The organism is Pseudomonas sp. NFACC43, from assembly GCF_900119645.1.
Classification (GTDB): Bacteria; Pseudomonadota; Gammaproteobacteria; order Pseudomonadales; family Pseudomonadaceae; genus Aquipseudomonas.
In genome coordinates, this window is record NZ_FPKK01000008.1 from 306,155 (window position 1) to 322,960 (window position 16,806).

At 63.3% G+C, this 16,806-nt stretch carries 16 protein-coding genes; 5 read left to right on the forward strand and 11 right to left on the reverse strand.

Annotation, left to right across the window (positions count from 1 at the left end; genetic code table 11):
- Positions 1-32: 32 nt before the first annotated feature.
- The 7 genes from BT179_RS16405 to BT179_RS16435 all read right to left on the reverse strand — a co-directional run bounded on the left by BT179_RS16405 (position 33) and on the right by BT179_RS16435 (position 6,753).
- Positions 33-1,643 (reverse strand): gamma-glutamyltransferase family protein, encoded by a 1,611-nt coding sequence (locus BT179_RS16405; protein WP_072431268.1) that lies wholly within the window; start codon positions 1,641-1,643, stop codon positions 33-35.
- 78 nt (positions 1,644-1,721) lie between these two features.
- The gene (locus tag BT179_RS16410) at positions 1,722-2,501 is read right to left on the reverse strand and encodes an amino acid ABC transporter ATP-binding protein (protein ID WP_072391724.1); all 780 of its coding nucleotides are present in this window, start codon (positions 2,499-2,501) and stop codon (positions 1,722-1,724) included.
- A gap of 2 nt (positions 2,502-2,503) precedes the next feature.
- Positions 2,504-3,280, reverse strand: a complete 777-nt coding sequence (locus BT179_RS16415) for an amino acid ABC transporter permease (protein ID WP_072391721.1) — start codon at positions 3,278-3,280, stop codon at positions 2,504-2,506.
- 11 nt (positions 3,281-3,291) lie between these two features.
- A complete protein-coding gene (locus BT179_RS16420) occupies positions 3,292-4,098 on the reverse strand; it encodes an ABC transporter substrate-binding protein (protein ID WP_072391717.1) in 807 nt (268 codons plus the stop codon).
- A 76-nt stretch (positions 4,099-4,174) separates the two neighbouring features.
- Positions 4,175-4,843: a GntR family transcriptional regulator gene (locus BT179_RS16425; protein WP_072391714.1), complete on the reverse strand. Its 669-nt coding sequence runs from the start codon at positions 4,841-4,843 to the stop codon at positions 4,175-4,177.
- A gap of 221 nt (positions 4,844-5,064) precedes the next feature.
- Positions 5,065-5,517: a DNA methylase gene (locus tag BT179_RS16430; RefSeq protein WP_143148713.1), complete on the reverse strand. Its 453-nt coding sequence runs from the start codon at positions 5,515-5,517 to the stop codon at positions 5,065-5,067.
- Between the two features lie 126 nt (positions 5,518-5,643).
- Positions 5,644-6,753: an L-dopachrome tautomerase-related protein gene (locus BT179_RS16435; RefSeq protein ID WP_083568899.1), complete on the reverse strand. Its 1,110-nt coding sequence runs from the start codon at positions 6,751-6,753 to the stop codon at positions 5,644-5,646.
- Positions 6,754-6,981: 228 nt separating this feature from the next.
- On the opposite strand from BT179_RS16435, the gene BT179_RS16440 reads away from it, so the two are divergent.
- Positions 6,982-7,887 carry a LysR family transcriptional regulator gene (locus BT179_RS16440; RefSeq protein WP_072431271.1) on the forward strand — a complete coding sequence of 302 codons (906 nt, stop codon included), beginning with the start codon at positions 6,982-6,984 and terminating at the stop codon, positions 7,885-7,887.
- A 14-nt stretch (positions 7,888-7,901) separates the two neighbouring features.
- Here the strand turns inward: BT179_RS16440 and BT179_RS16445 are convergent, their stop codons facing one another.
- Positions 7,902-8,846: a GlxA family transcriptional regulator gene (locus BT179_RS16445; protein WP_072431272.1), complete on the reverse strand. Its 945-nt coding sequence runs from the start codon at positions 8,844-8,846 to the stop codon at positions 7,902-7,904.
- 110 nt (positions 8,847-8,956) lie between these two features.
- Between BT179_RS16445 and BT179_RS16450 the strand changes: the two genes are divergently transcribed.
- Together BT179_RS16450 and BT179_RS16455 are read left to right on the forward strand one after the other, a co-directional pair.
- Positions 8,957-9,757: an SDR family NAD(P)-dependent oxidoreductase gene (locus BT179_RS16450; protein WP_072431273.1), complete on the forward strand. Its 801-nt coding sequence runs from the start codon at positions 8,957-8,959 to the stop codon at positions 9,755-9,757.
- Positions 9,758-9,785: 28 nt separating this feature from the next.
- Positions 9,786-10,550: an SDR family oxidoreductase gene (locus BT179_RS16455; RefSeq protein WP_072431274.1), complete on the forward strand. Its 765-nt coding sequence runs from the start codon at positions 9,786-9,788 to the stop codon at positions 10,548-10,550.
- Positions 10,551-10,978: 428 nt separating this feature from the next.
- Here the strand turns inward: BT179_RS16455 and BT179_RS16460 are convergent, their stop codons facing one another.
- The 3 genes from BT179_RS16460 to BT179_RS16470 all read right to left on the reverse strand — a co-directional run bounded on the left by BT179_RS16460 (position 10,979) and on the right by BT179_RS16470 (position 13,222).
- Entirely contained in the window at positions 10,979-11,509 is a 531-nt protein-coding gene (locus BT179_RS16460) for a hypothetical protein (protein WP_072391691.1), read from the reverse strand.
- Between the two features lie 216 nt (positions 11,510-11,725).
- Positions 11,726-12,772, reverse strand: a complete 1,047-nt coding sequence (locus BT179_RS16465; protein WP_072431275.1) for a class I SAM-dependent methyltransferase — start codon at positions 12,770-12,772, stop codon at positions 11,726-11,728.
- Positions 12,773-13,060: 288 nt separating this feature from the next.
- Positions 13,061-13,222, reverse strand: coding sequence for a DUF2986 domain-containing protein (locus BT179_RS16470; RefSeq protein WP_072391685.1), 162 nt, complete (start codon positions 13,220-13,222; stop codon positions 13,061-13,063).
- Between the two features lie 87 nt (positions 13,223-13,309).
- Between BT179_RS16470 and BT179_RS16475 the strand changes: the two genes are divergently transcribed.
- Both BT179_RS16475 and BT179_RS16480 read left to right on the forward strand, forming a co-directional pair.
- The gene (locus BT179_RS16475) at positions 13,310-14,092 is read left to right on the forward strand and encodes an SDR family NAD(P)-dependent oxidoreductase (protein WP_072431276.1); all 783 of its coding nucleotides are present in this window, start codon (positions 13,310-13,312) and stop codon (positions 14,090-14,092) included.
- 469 nt (positions 14,093-14,561) lie between these two features.
- A partial coding sequence (locus BT179_RS16480; RefSeq protein WP_143148711.1) for a non-ribosomal peptide synthetase occupies positions 14,562-16,806 on the forward strand: 2,245 nt, incomplete at its 3' end.

Sequence of the window (16,806 nt, forward strand, 5' to 3'; positions counted from 1 at the left end):
CTTCGTACAGAGCCTAGAGGGCCAGAGGCAATCTACAGGACCGCGATGTGGGAGTCCGCCCTGGGCTCCGTGCCGCCACACAGTACGCCGCTGACCGGATCGCGCAGGATGATCTGGCCGCGCCCGTAGTCGGTCAGGTCGCTGGCGAGCTGCACCTGATGGCCGCGCCGGGCCAGGGCATTGGCCAGGTCGCGGGAGGCGCCGTGTTCGATGCCGACCTTCATGTCCCCTAGCCATTGCCAGCGCGGCGCATCCAGGGCTGCCTGCGGATTGAGGCCGAAGTCCACCAGGTTCATGACCATCTGCACATGCCCCTGGGGCTGCATGTAGCCGCCCATCACCCCGAAGGGACCGAGGGCCTGACCATTATGGCTGAGGAACCCGGGAATGATGGTGTGGAAGGTTTTCTTGCCGGGTACCAGGCTGTTGGCATGGGTTGGATCGAGGCTGAACTCCTGCCCCCGGTTCTGCAGCGCGATGCCACTGTCAGGCAGCACCACCCCGGAACCGAAGCCGTGGTAGTTGCTCTGGATGAACGAGACCATGTTGCCTTGCGCATCCGCGGTGGCCAGGTAGACCGTGCCACTGGCATGAGGGTCCCCCGGGGCCGGGGGCTGGGCCCGCTCGCCGATCTGGCTGCGCCGCCGGCTGCTGTAGTCGTCGCTGAGCAGGTCGGCTACGGCCACGCGCATGTGCGCCGGGTCGGTGATGTAGTGCAGGCCGTCGCTGTAGGCCAGCTTCATGGCTTCCAACTGGCGATGCCAGGTCTGCTGGCTGTCGCGATGATCGAAGCTGAACCCTTCGAGGATCTTCAGGGCCATCAACGCCACCAGCCCCTGCCCGCTCGGCGGGATCTCCCAGACATCGACGCCGCGATAATTGATGTGGATCGGCTCCACCCACCGGGCCCGGTAATCCTTCAGGTCCGAGGCCCGCAGATAGCCCCCGGTGGCGCGAGAGTGGGCATCCAGGCGTTGGGCCAGCGCGCCGCGATACAGGCTCTCGCATCGAGTGGCGGCCAGTTCCTCCAGGGTGCGGGCCTGGGCCGGGTTGCGGAATATCTCCCCCGCCCGTGGCGCACGCCCCTCGATCAGAAATGTGTCGAACCAGGCCTGCAGGACCCCGTCGCGATGGGGCGTGAATTCGTCCACCGCGATCTGCCATTGATGGGCGACTACCGGGGACAAGGCGAAGCCATCCCGCGCCAGGCTGATCGCCGGTTGCAGCAAGTGGGCGAAGGGCAACTTGCCGAAGCGTTGCGACAGCTCGGCCCAGGCCGATGGGCAACCCGGGACGGTCACGGGCGTCCAGCCGTAGAGCGGCATCCGGTCATGGCCGGCCGATTTGACCGCATCGATGCTCAAGGCCGCCGGGGCATGGCCGTTGCCGTTGAGACCGTGCAACTGGCCGTTGCACCAGACCAGGGCGAAGGCATCACCGCCGAGGCCGCAGCCCGTCGGCTCCACCACCGTCAGCGCCGCTGCCGTGGCGATGGCCGCATCGATGGCATTGCCGCCCTTTTGAATCATCTCGATACCCGCCTGGGCCGCCAGGGGCTGGGACGCGGCGACCATGCCACGGCGGGCGAAAACGCTCTGGCGCTGGGACGGATAAGGGTACTCGTGAGCAGAAAATTTCAACATGGCAGAGGCTCTTCGACACAAGGTTTCAATGGCCGGGTCCGACGCCGATGGCGCCCCAGGACATCAGGCAGCAACAGGTCATAGCACCCGGCTCAGGAAAGCCCGGGTACGCGGATGGACGGGATGGCTGAAGATCTGCTCCGGCGGCCCCTGTTCGATGAGTTCGCCCTGGTCCAGGACCACCACGCGGTCGGCCACTTCTCGCGCGAACCCCATCTCGTGGGTGACCACCACCATGGTCATGCCCTCCTCGGCCAGCTCCTTCATCACCTGCAGCACCTCGCCAACGGTTTCCGGATCGAGGGCACTGGTGGGTTCATCGAACAGCATGGCCTGGGGCTTCATGGCCAGGGCCCGGGCAATCGCTACCCGTTGCTGCTGGCCGCCGGAGAGCATCGAGGGGTAATGGTTGGCCTTGTCCGCCAGGCCCACCCGCTCCAGCAGGCCGCGCGCCTGCTCCAGCGCCTCCGCACGCGGCACGCCGAGCACCTGGGTCGGTGCCTCGATGATGTTTTCCAGGGCGGTCATGTGGGGGAACAGGTTGAAACGCTGGAACACCATGCCGATGTCGCGACGCTGGCGAGCGATGTTGCGTTCCGAATCCCGCACCAGGCTACCGTCGGCCCGCTCGCGATACCCCATGGCCCGGCCGTTGACCCGGATGCGTCCACCCTGGATGTCTTCCAGCAGATTGATGCAACGGATGAAGGTGGTCTTGCCGGAACCGGAGGCGCCGATCAGCACCACTACCTCCCCACGTCGAACCTGCAAGCAAATGCCCTTGAGGATCTGCAGGTCGCCGAAGGACTTATGGACATCCAGTGCCTCGATGATCAGCTCTTCGCTTTTGTGCGCCATGCTCAACGCTCCCTCAGCAGTTTGAGTGTGCTACGACCGAACATCCGGGTGGCGGCCGGTGGTGGCGAGGACGGCCGGTCCGATTGGCCGAAGCGCGCTTCCAGCCAGCGCTGGAAAAAGCCCCAGAGGGTGGTCAGCAGCAAGAAATAGATCGCCACCACCAGGTACAGCTCGAATACCCGGAACGTTGCCGACGTGACCATCTGGGTACTGAGCAACAATTCCTGTACGCCGATCACACTGACCAGCGTAGTGTTCTTGAGCATCACGTTGAACTCGTTGCCCAGCGGCGGCACGATGACCCGGAACGCCTGGGGCAGCACGATGCGGCGCATCAGCCTGGCGAACGTCATGCCCAGGGACCGCCCGGCTTCGTACTGGCCCTTGTCCACCGCACCGATACCGGCACGGATGATCTCGGCCATATAGGCGCCTTCGTTGAGCCCCAGGGCGATGATTGCCGCCTGGATATTGCCCGGGATCACCAGGCCGAACAGATCGATGTCTTCGAAACGGAAAATCCCACCGGCCGCCAATGCCGTGTAGAGAAAGACGATCTGCACCAGCAACGGCGTGCCGCGCATCAACCACACATAAAAGCGCACTGGCAGATGCAGCAACGGATTGCTCGACAGCCGCAACAGCGCCGCGGCCAGCCCCAGCGCGCAGCCCAGCAACATGGCCAGCACGCTGATCAGGCAGGTCAACCACAGACCGGTGAGATAGACCCCGCTGGGTTGCAGCAGGTACTGCCAGAACACATCCCAATTGAAATTCATCAAGGCTTACCTCAATCGAGCGTGTCACTGGCCACATGCCATTTGCTCAGCAACTGGCTGTAGCTGCCGTCGCTGCGCATGTCGCTGATCACCTGCTGCACCGCCGCCGTCAGCTGCGGATCGTCCTTGCGAATGCCCAGACCGGTGAGAATCCGGCTAAAGGCCGGCACGCCTTCCTCGAACAGATCGGGCGCCATCGCCGCGTAATAGCCGGCGGTTTCCACAGTGGTGCCGTAGGCATCCACCTGGCTGATGCGCAGGGCCTGAAAGGCATCGGTATCCGTGTTGTAGACCACCAGCTTCATCGCCGGCTTGCCGGCCTTGGCCAGGGTTTCGTTCTCGGCGTCGAGCAGGGTCTTGATGGTGGAGCCGTTGAGCACCGCGACCTTGTGACCGGACAGGTCCGCCAGGCTCTTGAGGCCTTTCGGGTTGCCCTTGGGCACGACGACGGCCTGGCTGGAGTACATGTAGTTGACGATGTCGATCACCTCGCGGCGCTCGGGCTTGTCGAACAGCTGGTCGACGATCATGTCGCATTGCTTGGCCAGCAAGGCGGGAAGCAGTCCGGAAAATGGAATGACTCGCCATTCGACCTGCTTGCCGCCCAGCCGCTTGGCCACTTCCAGGCCCAGGTCCACGGTCAGCCCCCTGGGCTTTTGCGTTTCATCGAAGGACACCAGTGGCGGCGAATCCATGCCCGAGCAATAGACGAGCCTGTCGACCTTTTGCAGGCGTTCCGGAACCACGGGCGCAGCCATCGCCCCCTGTGCAAGCAATCCCAATGACAGTACGGCAAACAACAGGCGAGGCGTATGCATGACCAGACACTCCAGTTCAGTGGGTAACGGGCAGTACTCAAAGTCAGAACACGGACAGGCTCGCGGCCTGTTCTCGTTATTTTTTCGCTTGCAGGAACGTGATGAGCTCCACAACGGTGCCCTCGATATGGGCACGCAACACCGCTTCGGCCTTATCGGCGTCGCCAGAGCGAATGGCCTCGAGAATCACCGCATGCTCCTGGCGTGCGCTCAAGGGCTTCTCAACGTGTTGCAGCCATAGGCGCATGGGCGCCTCGACCAGGGCGTAGAGGGCACTGATCTGCTTCAGCAACCGCGGACGGCCACTGAGGCTGCACAGGTATTCATGGAAAGCGCGGTGCCGGCTGACCCACTCGGCGCTTTCGTCGCGATAGTCGTCCATCTCGTCCAACAGACGTTCCAGCGCAGCCAACTGACGGTCACCGATGCGCCCCACCGCCACTCGGATGGCCAGGCCTTCAAGGGCACTGCGCATCTCGAACACCTCCTGCAGTTCCTCGATGTCCAGGCCACTGACGATGGCGCCGCGATTGGGCCGCAGTGTCACCAGGCCTTGTGCGTCGAGACGGCGGAAAGCCTCGCGCACCGGCATCCGACTCATCCCGATTTCGCCGGCGATGTCTTCGGCGATCAACCGATCACCCTTGCGCAACCTGCCGCCACAGATGGCATCCAGCAGATAGCTGTAGGCCTCTTCCTCGGCAGTCATCGGCGGACGTTCAGCGAATGTAGGAACGAACTGCATGGCGACACCCTTTGAATTTTTGTATCCAATTATCCATGGATTCAAAAAAGCAGAATGCATGCCACTTTTGATGGGCATTGCACAAGCGATTGATTCCTAAGGACAGAGCCGACCCAAGAGGCTTCTTGAGCGGGATGGAAACGCAGGACGGCCGCAGAGAAGTGCTACCAAATGGCACAACCCCTGCTCATTTCCGTGCAGGGGGTAGCCAGGTAACGACCTCAACCCGGGCGTTTCGTGACGAGGGTCTCCAGGACGGGCGCGGCTTCACGCATGAAGATTTCCAATGTCTTGGGCCCGATACCCTCGAAGGTCAATAGCCAGAGTCCGATCCCCTGGAGTCCGTCCCGCCCTTCTTCGAGTGCTTCGAGCCGGGCCGGCATTTCATCATCCAGGCGAGCCCCCAGCAGCCGGAGGCGTCGCGCAGTGGATTCGTCATAGCGGGCATAACCTGCCTGGCCCAGCCACCGGACCAGTTCACGGTGAGGGCATTGCCGGAGCTTGGCGGGTGTATCGAGACCATGGTGGTGGACGAGGATCCGATAGGCCCGCAGGGCCACCGAGGCGCGTATGCGTTTGCCCAGGAGAAAGCTTGCGAGCAGCCAACGGTACAGGCCCGGGCCAGGCGGATGAATCATGTCGATCTCAAGATCCGCCGCACTGACGGGATTCAACTTCATGCACCTCCAGTCCTTGATGAGCGACTCACGCCGCCGGATCAGCATTGTCGGGCGCCAAGCCCCCGACAGTGTCCTGCCCTGGGGCTCTTTCCGGTCAAGGATGTCGCAGGGCCAAGGGAATCAACGGGTCGGCGCCGGTGCCGCATCGATTTTGACACGCAGCAGGCTGTAGGGTTTGACACGCTGGTCGACCCCGTTGCGAAAACCGGCCTGGCGATGGAGCTGGTTGGCCGTGAAATACAGATAGCCGTCCGGACCGATAGAGAGGGTGTCAGGCCACAATACCCGCGGGTCCTGGACAATGGTTTTCCAAGCACCGTCGGCCAGGCGCTTGCGAATCGCGTTGTGTTCATAATCGGTCGCATAGACTGCACCCTCGGCGTCCGCTTCCAGACCATCGGAAGCACCCTTTTCGCCCAGGTCTACCACCGCCGCTTCCAGGCGTTTGTCGCTGATGCCGGCATCACGCAGCAACGCCGTTGGCACCGAATACAGATGGCGACTTGATAACGGGCTGAAATACAACGTCTTGCCATCCGCCGAGAGGGCGATGCCGTCGCTAGCCACCCCCAAAGGCTTGGGTTTGCCATCGGCCCCTCGGGACATGACCGGCTGTCCTTCCACCATCGGAATGAACGACGGATCCACGGAAGTGGACCTTGCTCCACTCAAGCGCCGCATCGCCTTGCCGCTTTCGATGTCCATGACAATGATTGCCCCCGGGCCGCTGACCGACGAGTCAGTGACGTACACGGTCCCCTGATTGCCGTGGCGAAAATCGAAGCGCATGTCGTTCACATAGGTACTGGGCAATATGACGTGCGGCGGGAACCCCAGCGTCTTTACCACCTGGTTGCTCGCCAGGTCCACCGCCACCAGTTTTGCGCCTCCGGCCCTGGGCGCAGCGAAACCGGGAGCCGCCGTATCCAGCAGCCAGACCCGCCCCTGCCCGTCGGCCACCACGCTCTGCACGCTGATCAGGCCCTTGGCCGGGTCGACGCTGTTCTCATGGTTGATCCGGTCATTGGGGTAAGGCCGCAATTTTCCTTCGCTGATCTCAGCCACCGTGAACGGTACATCATCCCCCCAGCGCGGGAAATTGACGAAGATCCGCCCCGTCTCGCTCACCGTGACGCCGGTCGGCATGGCGTCCTGGAAAGCGAACACCTGCTGCAAGGGGCCGATGGACCGATCAGCCGGCGCATCACTGGGAAAGTCCGTGGCCGCCATGGTCGATGTCGCTTGGACAGCCGACGCAAGAGCGAGGGCAATGGCAGATGTTGCGAATCTGTTTGTCTTGATCATGTTCATGCTCCGGGAGGCCGACGGCTGTAGGCCTGGCTGTCTGCCAAGGGTTGGAAGGAAGTCCGCAAGGACAACCGGTGGGGCCATACTCGCCTTCTCTCCCGGGAAGAAAAATACGTAGAATGCGCCAACACTTTCACAGCTGGAGTGAAAATGATCCGCATCGACGACCTTGCGCTGTTCGTACGGACCGCAGCCCTCGGCAGTTTTTCCAACGCCGCTCGGGAAGTCGACCTGCTGCCTGGGCAGGTGGCCGCCGCTATCAAGCGCCTGGAGCGTGAGCTGGATGTTCGTCTCTTCGCCCGCTCGACACGCAGCCTGCGCTTGACCGCCGAAGGCGAACAGTACCTGCCCAATGCGCAGACCGTGCTCGATACGCTTAGAGAAGGCCGGGAAAAGATCAGGCGCGAAAGCGCCGAACTGCGTGGCGTGCTTCAGGTAGCGGCACCCTCGGATCTGGGACGCAATGTCCTGCTGCCATGGCTATCGGAATTCCGGCACCGCCATCCGCAATTGTCGTTGCGCTATTTCCTGTCCGATCAAGTGGCGGACATGTTCCGCGATCCAGTCGACGTCGCCATCCGCTACGGCCAGCTGGACGATGCCAATTACATCGCCCTGCCCCTGGCCCCCTGGAACCGCCGTGTACTGGTGGCATCCCCGGACTATCTGCACAAACACGGGCGCCCGCGCACGCCGGATGACTTGCTGCACCACGATTGTCTGCTCTACACCCTCCACGGTCGGGTCTACGACAAATGGCGGCTGGGGGCCCGGGTCGTCTCGGTGTCCGGTCCGCTGTTTTCCGACGACGCCGATGTGGTGCGGCGCTGGGCCCTCGCTGGCGACGGGATCACCTATAGATCCTGGCTGGACCTGAACGACGATATCGGTGCGGGTCGACTGGAGGTACTGCTGCCGGATCACCCAGGCGAACCCCTGCCATTGAGCTTCGTTTGCCCACACCGCAAGCAGTTTTCGGCGGCGGTGCAACAATTGCATTCGTTGTTGCGCAGCCGGTTTGCCGAACTGGAGGAGCGATCGCCCAAGCTGGTTTGAGCCTGCGGTGGCCATCAACTCCCACGAGCATCCCGTCGCACCGCCAAGGGGGTGACACCGAAGCCCCGCAGGAACACCTCGCGCAGATGGCGGCGATCACGAAAGCCGGTTTCCCGGGCGACGGTCTCCAGGCTGTGGCGGCTCTGTTCGATCATCAGCCGTGCCGCTTCCAGGCGCAGGTTTTCGATGGCCTTGGCCGGCGACTGGCCGGTCTCCGCAGTGAACACCCGGGTGAACTGGCGCGGGCTCAGGTGCACGTGCTCGGCCAATGCCTCGACGCTCAACGGGCCGGCCAGGTTGAGCCGCGCATAATCCAGCGCGCTCTGGATCCGGTCCGATTTCGGCGCCAGGGCCAGCAGCTCGGAATGCTGGGACTGACCTCCTGTACGTCGTTGGTGCATCACCAGCTTGCGCGCCACCGAGCGGGCGACTTCGGCTCCCAGGTCCTTTTCCAGCATGCCCATCGCCAGGTCGAGGCCGGCGGTCATGCCGGCCGAGGTCCAGATCGGGCCGTCGATGATATAGATACGATCGTCTTCCACCTGCACGTCCGGGAACCGCCGCTGCAACTCGCTGGCGTAGGCCCAGTGGGTGGTCGCTCGGCGATCGGCCAGCAAGCCGGCCTCGGCCAGGACGAAACCACCGGTGCAGATGCCTGCCGTACGCCGGGCCTGTCCCCCGGCCAGGCGGGCGAATGCCAGCAGTTCGGCCGAAGGTGCAACAGTGAGCGGGTCGTTCACGCCGGTGAAGATCCAGGTCTGTGCATGCCCGGGCGCGCCCAACGGCGCGGTTTCAATGAGCATGCCCAGGGAAGAACGGACAAGACCGCCGGTCACGGAGTAATTCTCTATGGCATAGAACGGCTCGCCGGCGACGACATTCGCGTACTCGAACACCGTCTGAGAGGCCAACGACATCACCTGGAAGCCGTCCGCGACAACATAGCCGATACGGTGCATGCCGAGTTTCCTTCTTGAATGTCCTGAAAAACGACCATAAACGTCATTTAAGACATCGTCAAATCCCCGCACTATTTCTCCAACGCAACCCACCGCTCTGGAGAATGAAAATGACTCACGCACATCCGGGTACTGCCTTGATCACCGGCGCCTCATCCGGCATCGGTGCCGTCTATGCCGACCGCCTCGCCCGCCGTGGCTACAACCTGATCCTGGTGGCACGCAACCGCGACCGCCTCAACGCACTGGCCAGGCGCATCGCCGATGAGACCGGGCGCATTGTCGAGGTGCTCGACGCAGACCTCAACGAGCGCACTTCCCTGGCCAGGGTCGAAGCCAAGCTCAGGGAAGATGCCAGCATCACCCTGTTGGTCAACAACGCCGGGATTGGCACCCACACCGCCTTGCTCGACAGCGACGTGGAACAGATGACGCGGATGATCGAACTGAACGTCACCGCCCCGACCCGGCTGACGTATGCCGCCGCGCCCGGCTTCGTCGCCAGGGGCACAGGCGCAATCATCAACATTTCCTCCATCGTCAGCGTCGCTCCGGAAATCCTCAACGGCGTCTATGGCGGCAGCAAAGCCTTCGTCACGGCACTGAGCCAATCGCTGCACCGTGAATTGGCCGACAAAGGCGTGCGCATCCAGGCCGTCCTGCCAGGCGCCACGGCCACCGACTTCTGGGCCATTGGCGGGCTGCCCGTGGAAAACCTGGACCCGGGCATCGTGATGTCCGCCAGCGACCTGGTCGACTCGGCACTGTTGGATTTCGATCGAGGTGAGCTGATTTCCATCCCTTCGCTGCACGCCCTTGAAACCTGGCAGGCCTACGAAGCGGCGCGCCAGCACCTCTCGACCCAGCTATCGAGCAACGTCCCGGCGCCCCGTTACAAAGCCGCCCATTGATCACCGAATTCATCCAGGAGAATGTCCCATGAAGCTGACCCAGAACACCGTATTCATCACCGGCGGCACCTCCGGCATCGGTCGAGCCCTGGCCGAAGCCTTCCACCAACGTGGCAACCAGGTGATTATCGCTGGCCGGCGTAAAGCCCTGCTGGATGAGATCACCCAAGCCAACCCCGGCATGGACAGCGTCGAGCTCGATATTGGCAACCCGGCCCAGATCAAGGCCGTCGCCGAGCAGGTGATCGCCCGTTATCCAGCCCTCAACGTGGTCATCAACAACGCCGGGATCATGCCGTTCGACAACGCAGGATCGGGTGAACACGACGACGCCGCGGCGGTGCAGTTGATCGATACCAACCTGCTCGGACCTGTTCGGGTCAGTGCGGCGTTCGTCGAACATCTCAAGACACAGCCCGAGGCGTACATCATCAACAACAGCTCGGTGCTCGCCTTCATTCCGCTGGCCGTCACGGCGCTGTATTCGGCCACCAAGGCCGCCATCCACTCCTACACTCTGTCGCAGCGCTTCATGCTGCGCGAGACCTCGGTGAAGGTGCTGGAGATCTCGCCGCCCTGGGTCGATACCGACCTGATTCACCGCAGTGGCGACGAACGCGCCATGCCTCTCGACGAGTTCATCGCCGAAACCATGGACAAGCTCGAAGGCTCCCGCCATGAAATCATCGTCGACCGCATCGCGGCACTGCGCTCGAACCCCGGGCCGGACGAATACGCCCTGATCGAGCAGTTCAACCTGTCGATGGTGGAGAACCCCCTCCCGGTCGCATGACCCAAACGGCCCGACGTCATCCGACGCCGGGCCGTTTCCCATCGGGCTTGGATAAAAAGGGTGGAGCCGGAGCGTTGAATGCCCGACCTGGCTTTCAGACGGAGCCTAGTTTTCGAATGACATCCGGATGTCATCCAGGGCACTCCACGGGCTCATGCCCGGGCGCATCGCCGTGCATTGCGGGTGGTGAACGAAGTCCCTGTCCTTGTCCTGCTCCGGTTGCTCTGCACCGCAGCCCTTGCATTTAACGGTCTGTTTGGAAAGAGCCCAGTTCGAATGCCATAAAAGAAGCTTTTCTTGAGGAGTCATGCCAGCAGTCCCATACGTAACGCCAAAACCTGTACAAATAATAGTTTCTGTATAGAAAACTGTCACCTAGCGAAACCAATCCCACCGCTTGCGTCGCACCTTCCCCTTTCGGACATACGTCACTTGCACCCCAGCCTGCTGGCAATTTCCCGCCGATAGGGTGTATCGATCTGTCGGGGAACCTGCCTGATGTAGTCCCGGGCATGGGCCAGCGTTTCCCCCGTCAGGCCAGACAGATAAGCCAGCACATCGTCCAGGGAAGGTACCCGGCCCTCGTTGTCCTCGAACCTGGGCTCAAGCGCCGTCCAGACCACCGCATCGAGCTGACGCTGCGCAGCCCATCGCGCCATCGTGCCCACCGGCGAACGGCCGGCCTTGAACAGGCCGATACCGCCTTGTCGATCCGCCGGAATCTGTTCGCGTTGGCGCAGCGCTTCACAGGCCTGCTCCAGCGATTCGACGGCCAACACCGACCACAGAACCTTGACGGGCGGCGCGTCCGGGCAGATCGCCGTGGCGAGTTCACCGCCGTCACCGACCCGTGAAAACTCTATCGGCAACAGCGGGCCGTCCAGGAACCACTCGCTGGCCAATGGCAAGGATTCAGGTTTCCAGATCAACGAACCCCATCCCAGGCAGGCAATCATCATCGTTCACATCCTTGACCGTTGGCCTTGGTTCCCTGCCCCCTTCGGGCCGCCTTCGCGCAGCGCTTCGCGGCGGGCGGTGGGTTTGCGCTGCGCCACGCTTCAAGACGTAGACCATGGGCTGTCGAGGGCTGTTCAATCTTTACGCCGCCGGCGTTGCATCGCCAGCGGATTGAGCCGTGCACGGATTCCTTGCGCACACGGCGTACCCACCATCGGTTACTTGCGAGCCTCGAGGATCAGGTTGAAAGGCGTCTGGGCCGCGCGGCGCAGTTGTCTGAAGCCCGCCGCCTCGAATATCTCCCGCAACCGGGTCTCCCCGGCCTGGGCGCCCAGGCCCAGGCCCACTTCCTGGGAGAGTGAGTTGGGTGTGCAGATAAAGGTGGAAGCGGCGTAGAACAGCCGTCCGACAGGGGTGATGTTCTCGTCCAGCGTGTCGTTGGCGAACGGTTCGACCAGCAGGACCGTACCGTCATCCTTCAGCGACCGATAGGCATGTTGCGCCGCGCCGACCGGGTCGCCCATGTCATGCAGACAATCGAAATAGCAGATCAGGTCGTAAGCCTCCCCGGGATAGTCCTTGGCAGTGCTTTGGGCGAAACTGACGCGGTCCTCGACGCCGGCCTCTCTGGCGCGCTGTGTTGCAGTGGCGATGGAGGGGGCGTGATAGTCGAACCCCATGAAGCGGGACGCCGCGAAGGCCCGTGCCATGACAATGGTGGAGGCGCCGTGGCCACAGCCGATATCGGCGACACGCGCGCCGGCGGTGAGTTTTTCCACCACACCTTCCAATGCCGGCAACCATTGCGACACCAGATACGTCTTGTACCCCGGTCGGAAAAAGCGCTCGGTACCGCTGAACATGCAGGGATGGTGATCGCCCCAGGCGAGCCCGCCATCACCGCGCATGGCGGCCACCAGTTTGTCCTTGTCGTGGAACATGGAAGCGACCACCATGACCCCGCCCGCCACATACACCGGCGAATCCTCGATGGCCAGGGCCAGGGCCTGCTCTTCGGGCAATACGAACTGCCCTTCGTGATGCTCCATGTACCCGGACGCCACGTGGGCGCTGAGCCATTCCCGGATCAACCGTGGGTTGCAGCCGGTCCTGGAGGCAAGCGCCTCGCAGGTCACCGGTCGGCTATCGGCCATTGCCTTGTACAGCCCGAGTTCGTCCCCCAGTATCACGTTGGCGAGCATGGCCGAGGCGCCCATATCGGACACCAGCTTACCCATGAACTCGTTCAGTTTTGCCTCGTCCATTACGTACCCTCCTGCAAGAAGGCCACCGTCGACACGGGCGCAAGAAACCTGAAGACTGTTTGCGGTGGTCGGATGGATAAACGCGCGGGCACGTGTCGCCGTTCGTCCGGCACGCAATCACCCGGCAAACCGGACGCCAGCCCGGCTACCCGCGGCCCTGATTCACCGCAGGGATACCCAGTCTATGCCTTGCAAGGCAACGGCGTGGCATGACGCGACGCCCGGCGAAGCGGCGATCGAAGGTGGCCCGAACGAGGCAGGATGGATCAGGACAGGGACGGCCCTGGGTCAGCTTTCAGTGGCGTCGCTCGATGCCTGGTCGGCTTCGGCCGCCAGTTTCAATCGGTCGGCTTTACTGATGTACTTGGGCTTGTTGCGCGGCGCCAGCTTGGCGCTGGCCTTCTTGGCATTGGCCTGAAGTAGCTGCTTGATCTTTTTGCGACGATTCATGTGGCTCTGCCCGGCGTGTACGTGCGGGCATGATGCCAGATAAAAATAATGAGCCAACCATAATCACTACCCTTGCGGAGTAAGACGATGATGACGGATTGGAAAGGACAGGTGGCGTTGATCAGCGGCGCCGGCAGCGGGCAAGGCATCGGGATCGCCATCGCCCGGCACCTGGGGGCCGCCGGGGCCAGGCTGGTGATCACCGCCAGCAGCGCCCGCATCGACGAGCGCGTCGCCGAACTGCGTGCCGAAGGTTTCGACGTCGAAGGGCGCGCCGCAGACCTGACCGACGAAGCCCAGGTCCGACCGTTCACGGCCTGGGCCGAGTCGCTATGGGGTCGCATCGATATCCTGGTGAACAACGCCGGCATGGCTGTCCAGGGCGCGCCCGAAGCGGCCACCGAAGTGGCCGGCATGAGCCTGGAGACCTGGAACGGCTCGATCGCGCGCAACCTGACCAGCGCGTTCCTGCTCACCCGCGGCGTACTGCCAGGCATGCAGGCGCGCCGTTATGGCCGCATCGTCCAGATCAGCTCCACCACCGGCACCCGTGCCAGCTACCCCAGCGGCGCAGCCTACAGCGCCGCGAAAGCCGGGATGGTCGGCATGAACATGAGCCTGGCACTGGAAGTCGCCTCCTACGGCATCACGGTGAACTCGGTCGCGCCGGGCTGGATCGCCACCGGTTCAAGCTTGCCTGAGGAAGTGCACGCCGCCCGCCATACCCCGCTCGGACGTGCCGGCCGCCCGGAAGAAGTGGCGGCCGCCGTCGCATTTCTCGCCTCTCCCGAAGCCAGCTATATCACCGGGGAACTGCTGGTGGTGGACGGTGGGAACTGCCTGGTTGAAAACAAGGCGCCGGGCCTTTGAATCCATGGCCAGCGCCTCCGTGGCCTGGCTTGGCAAAGCGCGGCTGTAGCGACCGACACAACATGCCGATGTCGATAGAGTCGCGACCGATCTGGCCTTCTGCTGCATTCGGTCACCCTCGCGATGCCTGCTGGCTTGTGACGGCTTCTTCGCTGCCGATGCCGCGATGAACCAAGTCCACCCGCACCTCCAGGACGAATAATCGTTTCGTCAGAAACAAAATAAAAAAAACTTTCCATTTGCCAAACCACTGCTATGTTTATCCGCTTGGACGGATCTGGCAGGCGCCGCAGGGAGTTTTCCGTGGTCGCTGGCAAACGTTTGGCCCCTCGATAAACCCTGAATCAGGCCCCTAGCCAGGCTTTGCCGATCCCGTCGCCCGTGTCTAAACAGGATATGCCCGTCCGGGCGTGCCGATCCCACCCCTTGGGGTCGCCGCCAGGTCGGCGCCAGCACATATGGACGTGTCATGATCGAACCGCGATGCTTTTCGTTGAGCTCCACGCAACAATCCGTCTGGTTCGACCAATTGCTCTCGCCCGATACACCCTCCTACAACATCGGCGTCACGGTGCAGATCGACGGCGCCGTGGACCCGGCGATCTTCGCGGCCGCGCTCAAGTGGGTCATCACCCAGTACGATGCGTTGCGACTAATCTTCAGCGAAAGCGAAGGACAGGCCCAACAACAGGTCGTCGCCGCGCTGGAGTCGCCGTTCACCTTCCATGATTTGCGCGCTGCGCCCGATGCGCCCGCCCAGGCACTGGCTACCCTCACGCAACTGAACCGCACTCCGTTCGCACTTTATGGCCGTCCGCTGTGGAGCATGGAATGGTTCCAGCTCTCCGATACCCAGGCGCTGTGGAACGCCCGTTATCACCACCTGATTTGCGATGGCACGTCCGTGGGGCTGATCGGCCAGGCCGTCAGCGCGACGTACAACCAGATGCTGCGCGGTGAGCAGCCAGTGATCGACCCGGAACTGGCGCAGGGTTACCAGGCTTTCGTGGCAAAGGATCGGGCGTACTTGGGGTCGGCCCGCTACGCCAAGGCCCGCGATTATTGGCTGGAGCAGTTTTCGACGCTGCCGGCGCCGTTGTTCCAATCCCCGGTGTCGCCGGCCACCCAGGGCCAGGCGCAACCCAACCTTACCGCTCCGGTGCCCAGCGCCCAGGCGGTCTGGACCCTGGGGGCGAGCCGCCTGGAGCGCTTGAGCCAGTGGGCAAAGACCCAGGGGGCGACCCTCAGCCACTGCTTGAGCGCGTTACTGGCCGGCTATTTCAGCCGCATGACCGATGGCCGTGAACAGCTGGTGATCGGCTTGCCGGTGCACAACCGCGGCGATGCCCTGCAGAAACGGACCGTGGGGATGTTTTCGTCGGTGCTGCCACTGGCGGTCCGGGTCGACGGACAAGCCAGCTTCGCCGAGGCGGTGCAGCGAGTCGCCCATCAGACTCCGCGCAGCTATCGGCACCAGCGCTATCCATTGCAGGACCTGCACCGTGAGCTGCGGGCACGCGCCGGCCATCCCGGCCAGTTGTTCGAGTTGATGCTTTCGGTGGAACAGTACCCCGGCGATGTGAACCTGGGCCGAGCGCGCTGCACGTTGCGCACCTGGCACAACGGCTACGAACGCTACCCGCTGGCGATCTACCTGCGCGACTACGAAGTGCAGACCGAACCGTTCCTGGAATTCAACTACGACCCGCGCCTCTTCAGCACCGAGCAGATGAGCGCGCACCTGAAGCGCCTCGAACACCTCACCGAACAGGTGCTCGCCGACCCGAGCCGGGCGCTGATGGACTACACCTTGCTCGATGCAACCGAGCAGCACCGGGTCATCCAAGACTTCAACGCCACCGCCTGGGAATATCCCGCCGAAACGTCGCTGTGCGCGCTCTTCGAGGCGCAGGTCCGACTTCGTCCCCAAGCCACGGCGCTGCAGGACGACAGGCAGTCGCTGAGCTATCGCCAGCTCGACCAGCGCGCCGAGTGGCTGGCCGGACACCTGGCGGCACAGGGAGTCAAGGCCGGTGACAAGGTCGCGTTATACCTGGGCCGAGGCGCGGGGCTGATCGTGTCGATACTGGCGATCCTGAAACGCGGCGCGGCCTATGTGCCGGTGGATCGCGACGCTCCCGCCGCGCATCTGGCAAGGGTACTGGCCGACAGCGGCAGCGCCTGGCTGCTGTGCGAACACGGGCCCGCATTGTCGGTGGCAGGCGTCCTGACCCTCGACCTCGACGAACTGCCCAGCGAAGCCCCCCCTGCTCCACCGCAGGCAAGCGGTGCGAACGATGTGGCCTGCGTCATGTACACCTCCGGCTCGACCGGCGTGCCCAAGGGGGTGCAGGTGCCCCACCGCGCCATCACCCGCTTGGTGCGCAACAACGGTTTCGCCGATTTCAACGCCCAGGATCGCATCGCCCTGGCCGCCAACCCGGCCTTCGACGCCAGCACCCTGGAAATCTGGGGCGCATTGCTCAACGGCGGCTGCCTGGTGGTCTGTCCCCGCGACACCCTGCTGGATGCGGCCCGGTTCAATGAACATCTGCTGCGCCATGAAGTCAGCGTCCTCTGGCTCACCGCCGGGCTGTTCCATCAGTTCGCCGAACCTCTGGCCCCGGCCTTCGCGGCCCTGCGCTACCTGATGGTGGGCGGCGATGTGCTCGATCCCCGGCGCATCGCCCAGGTGTTGCGCCACTCGCCGCCCC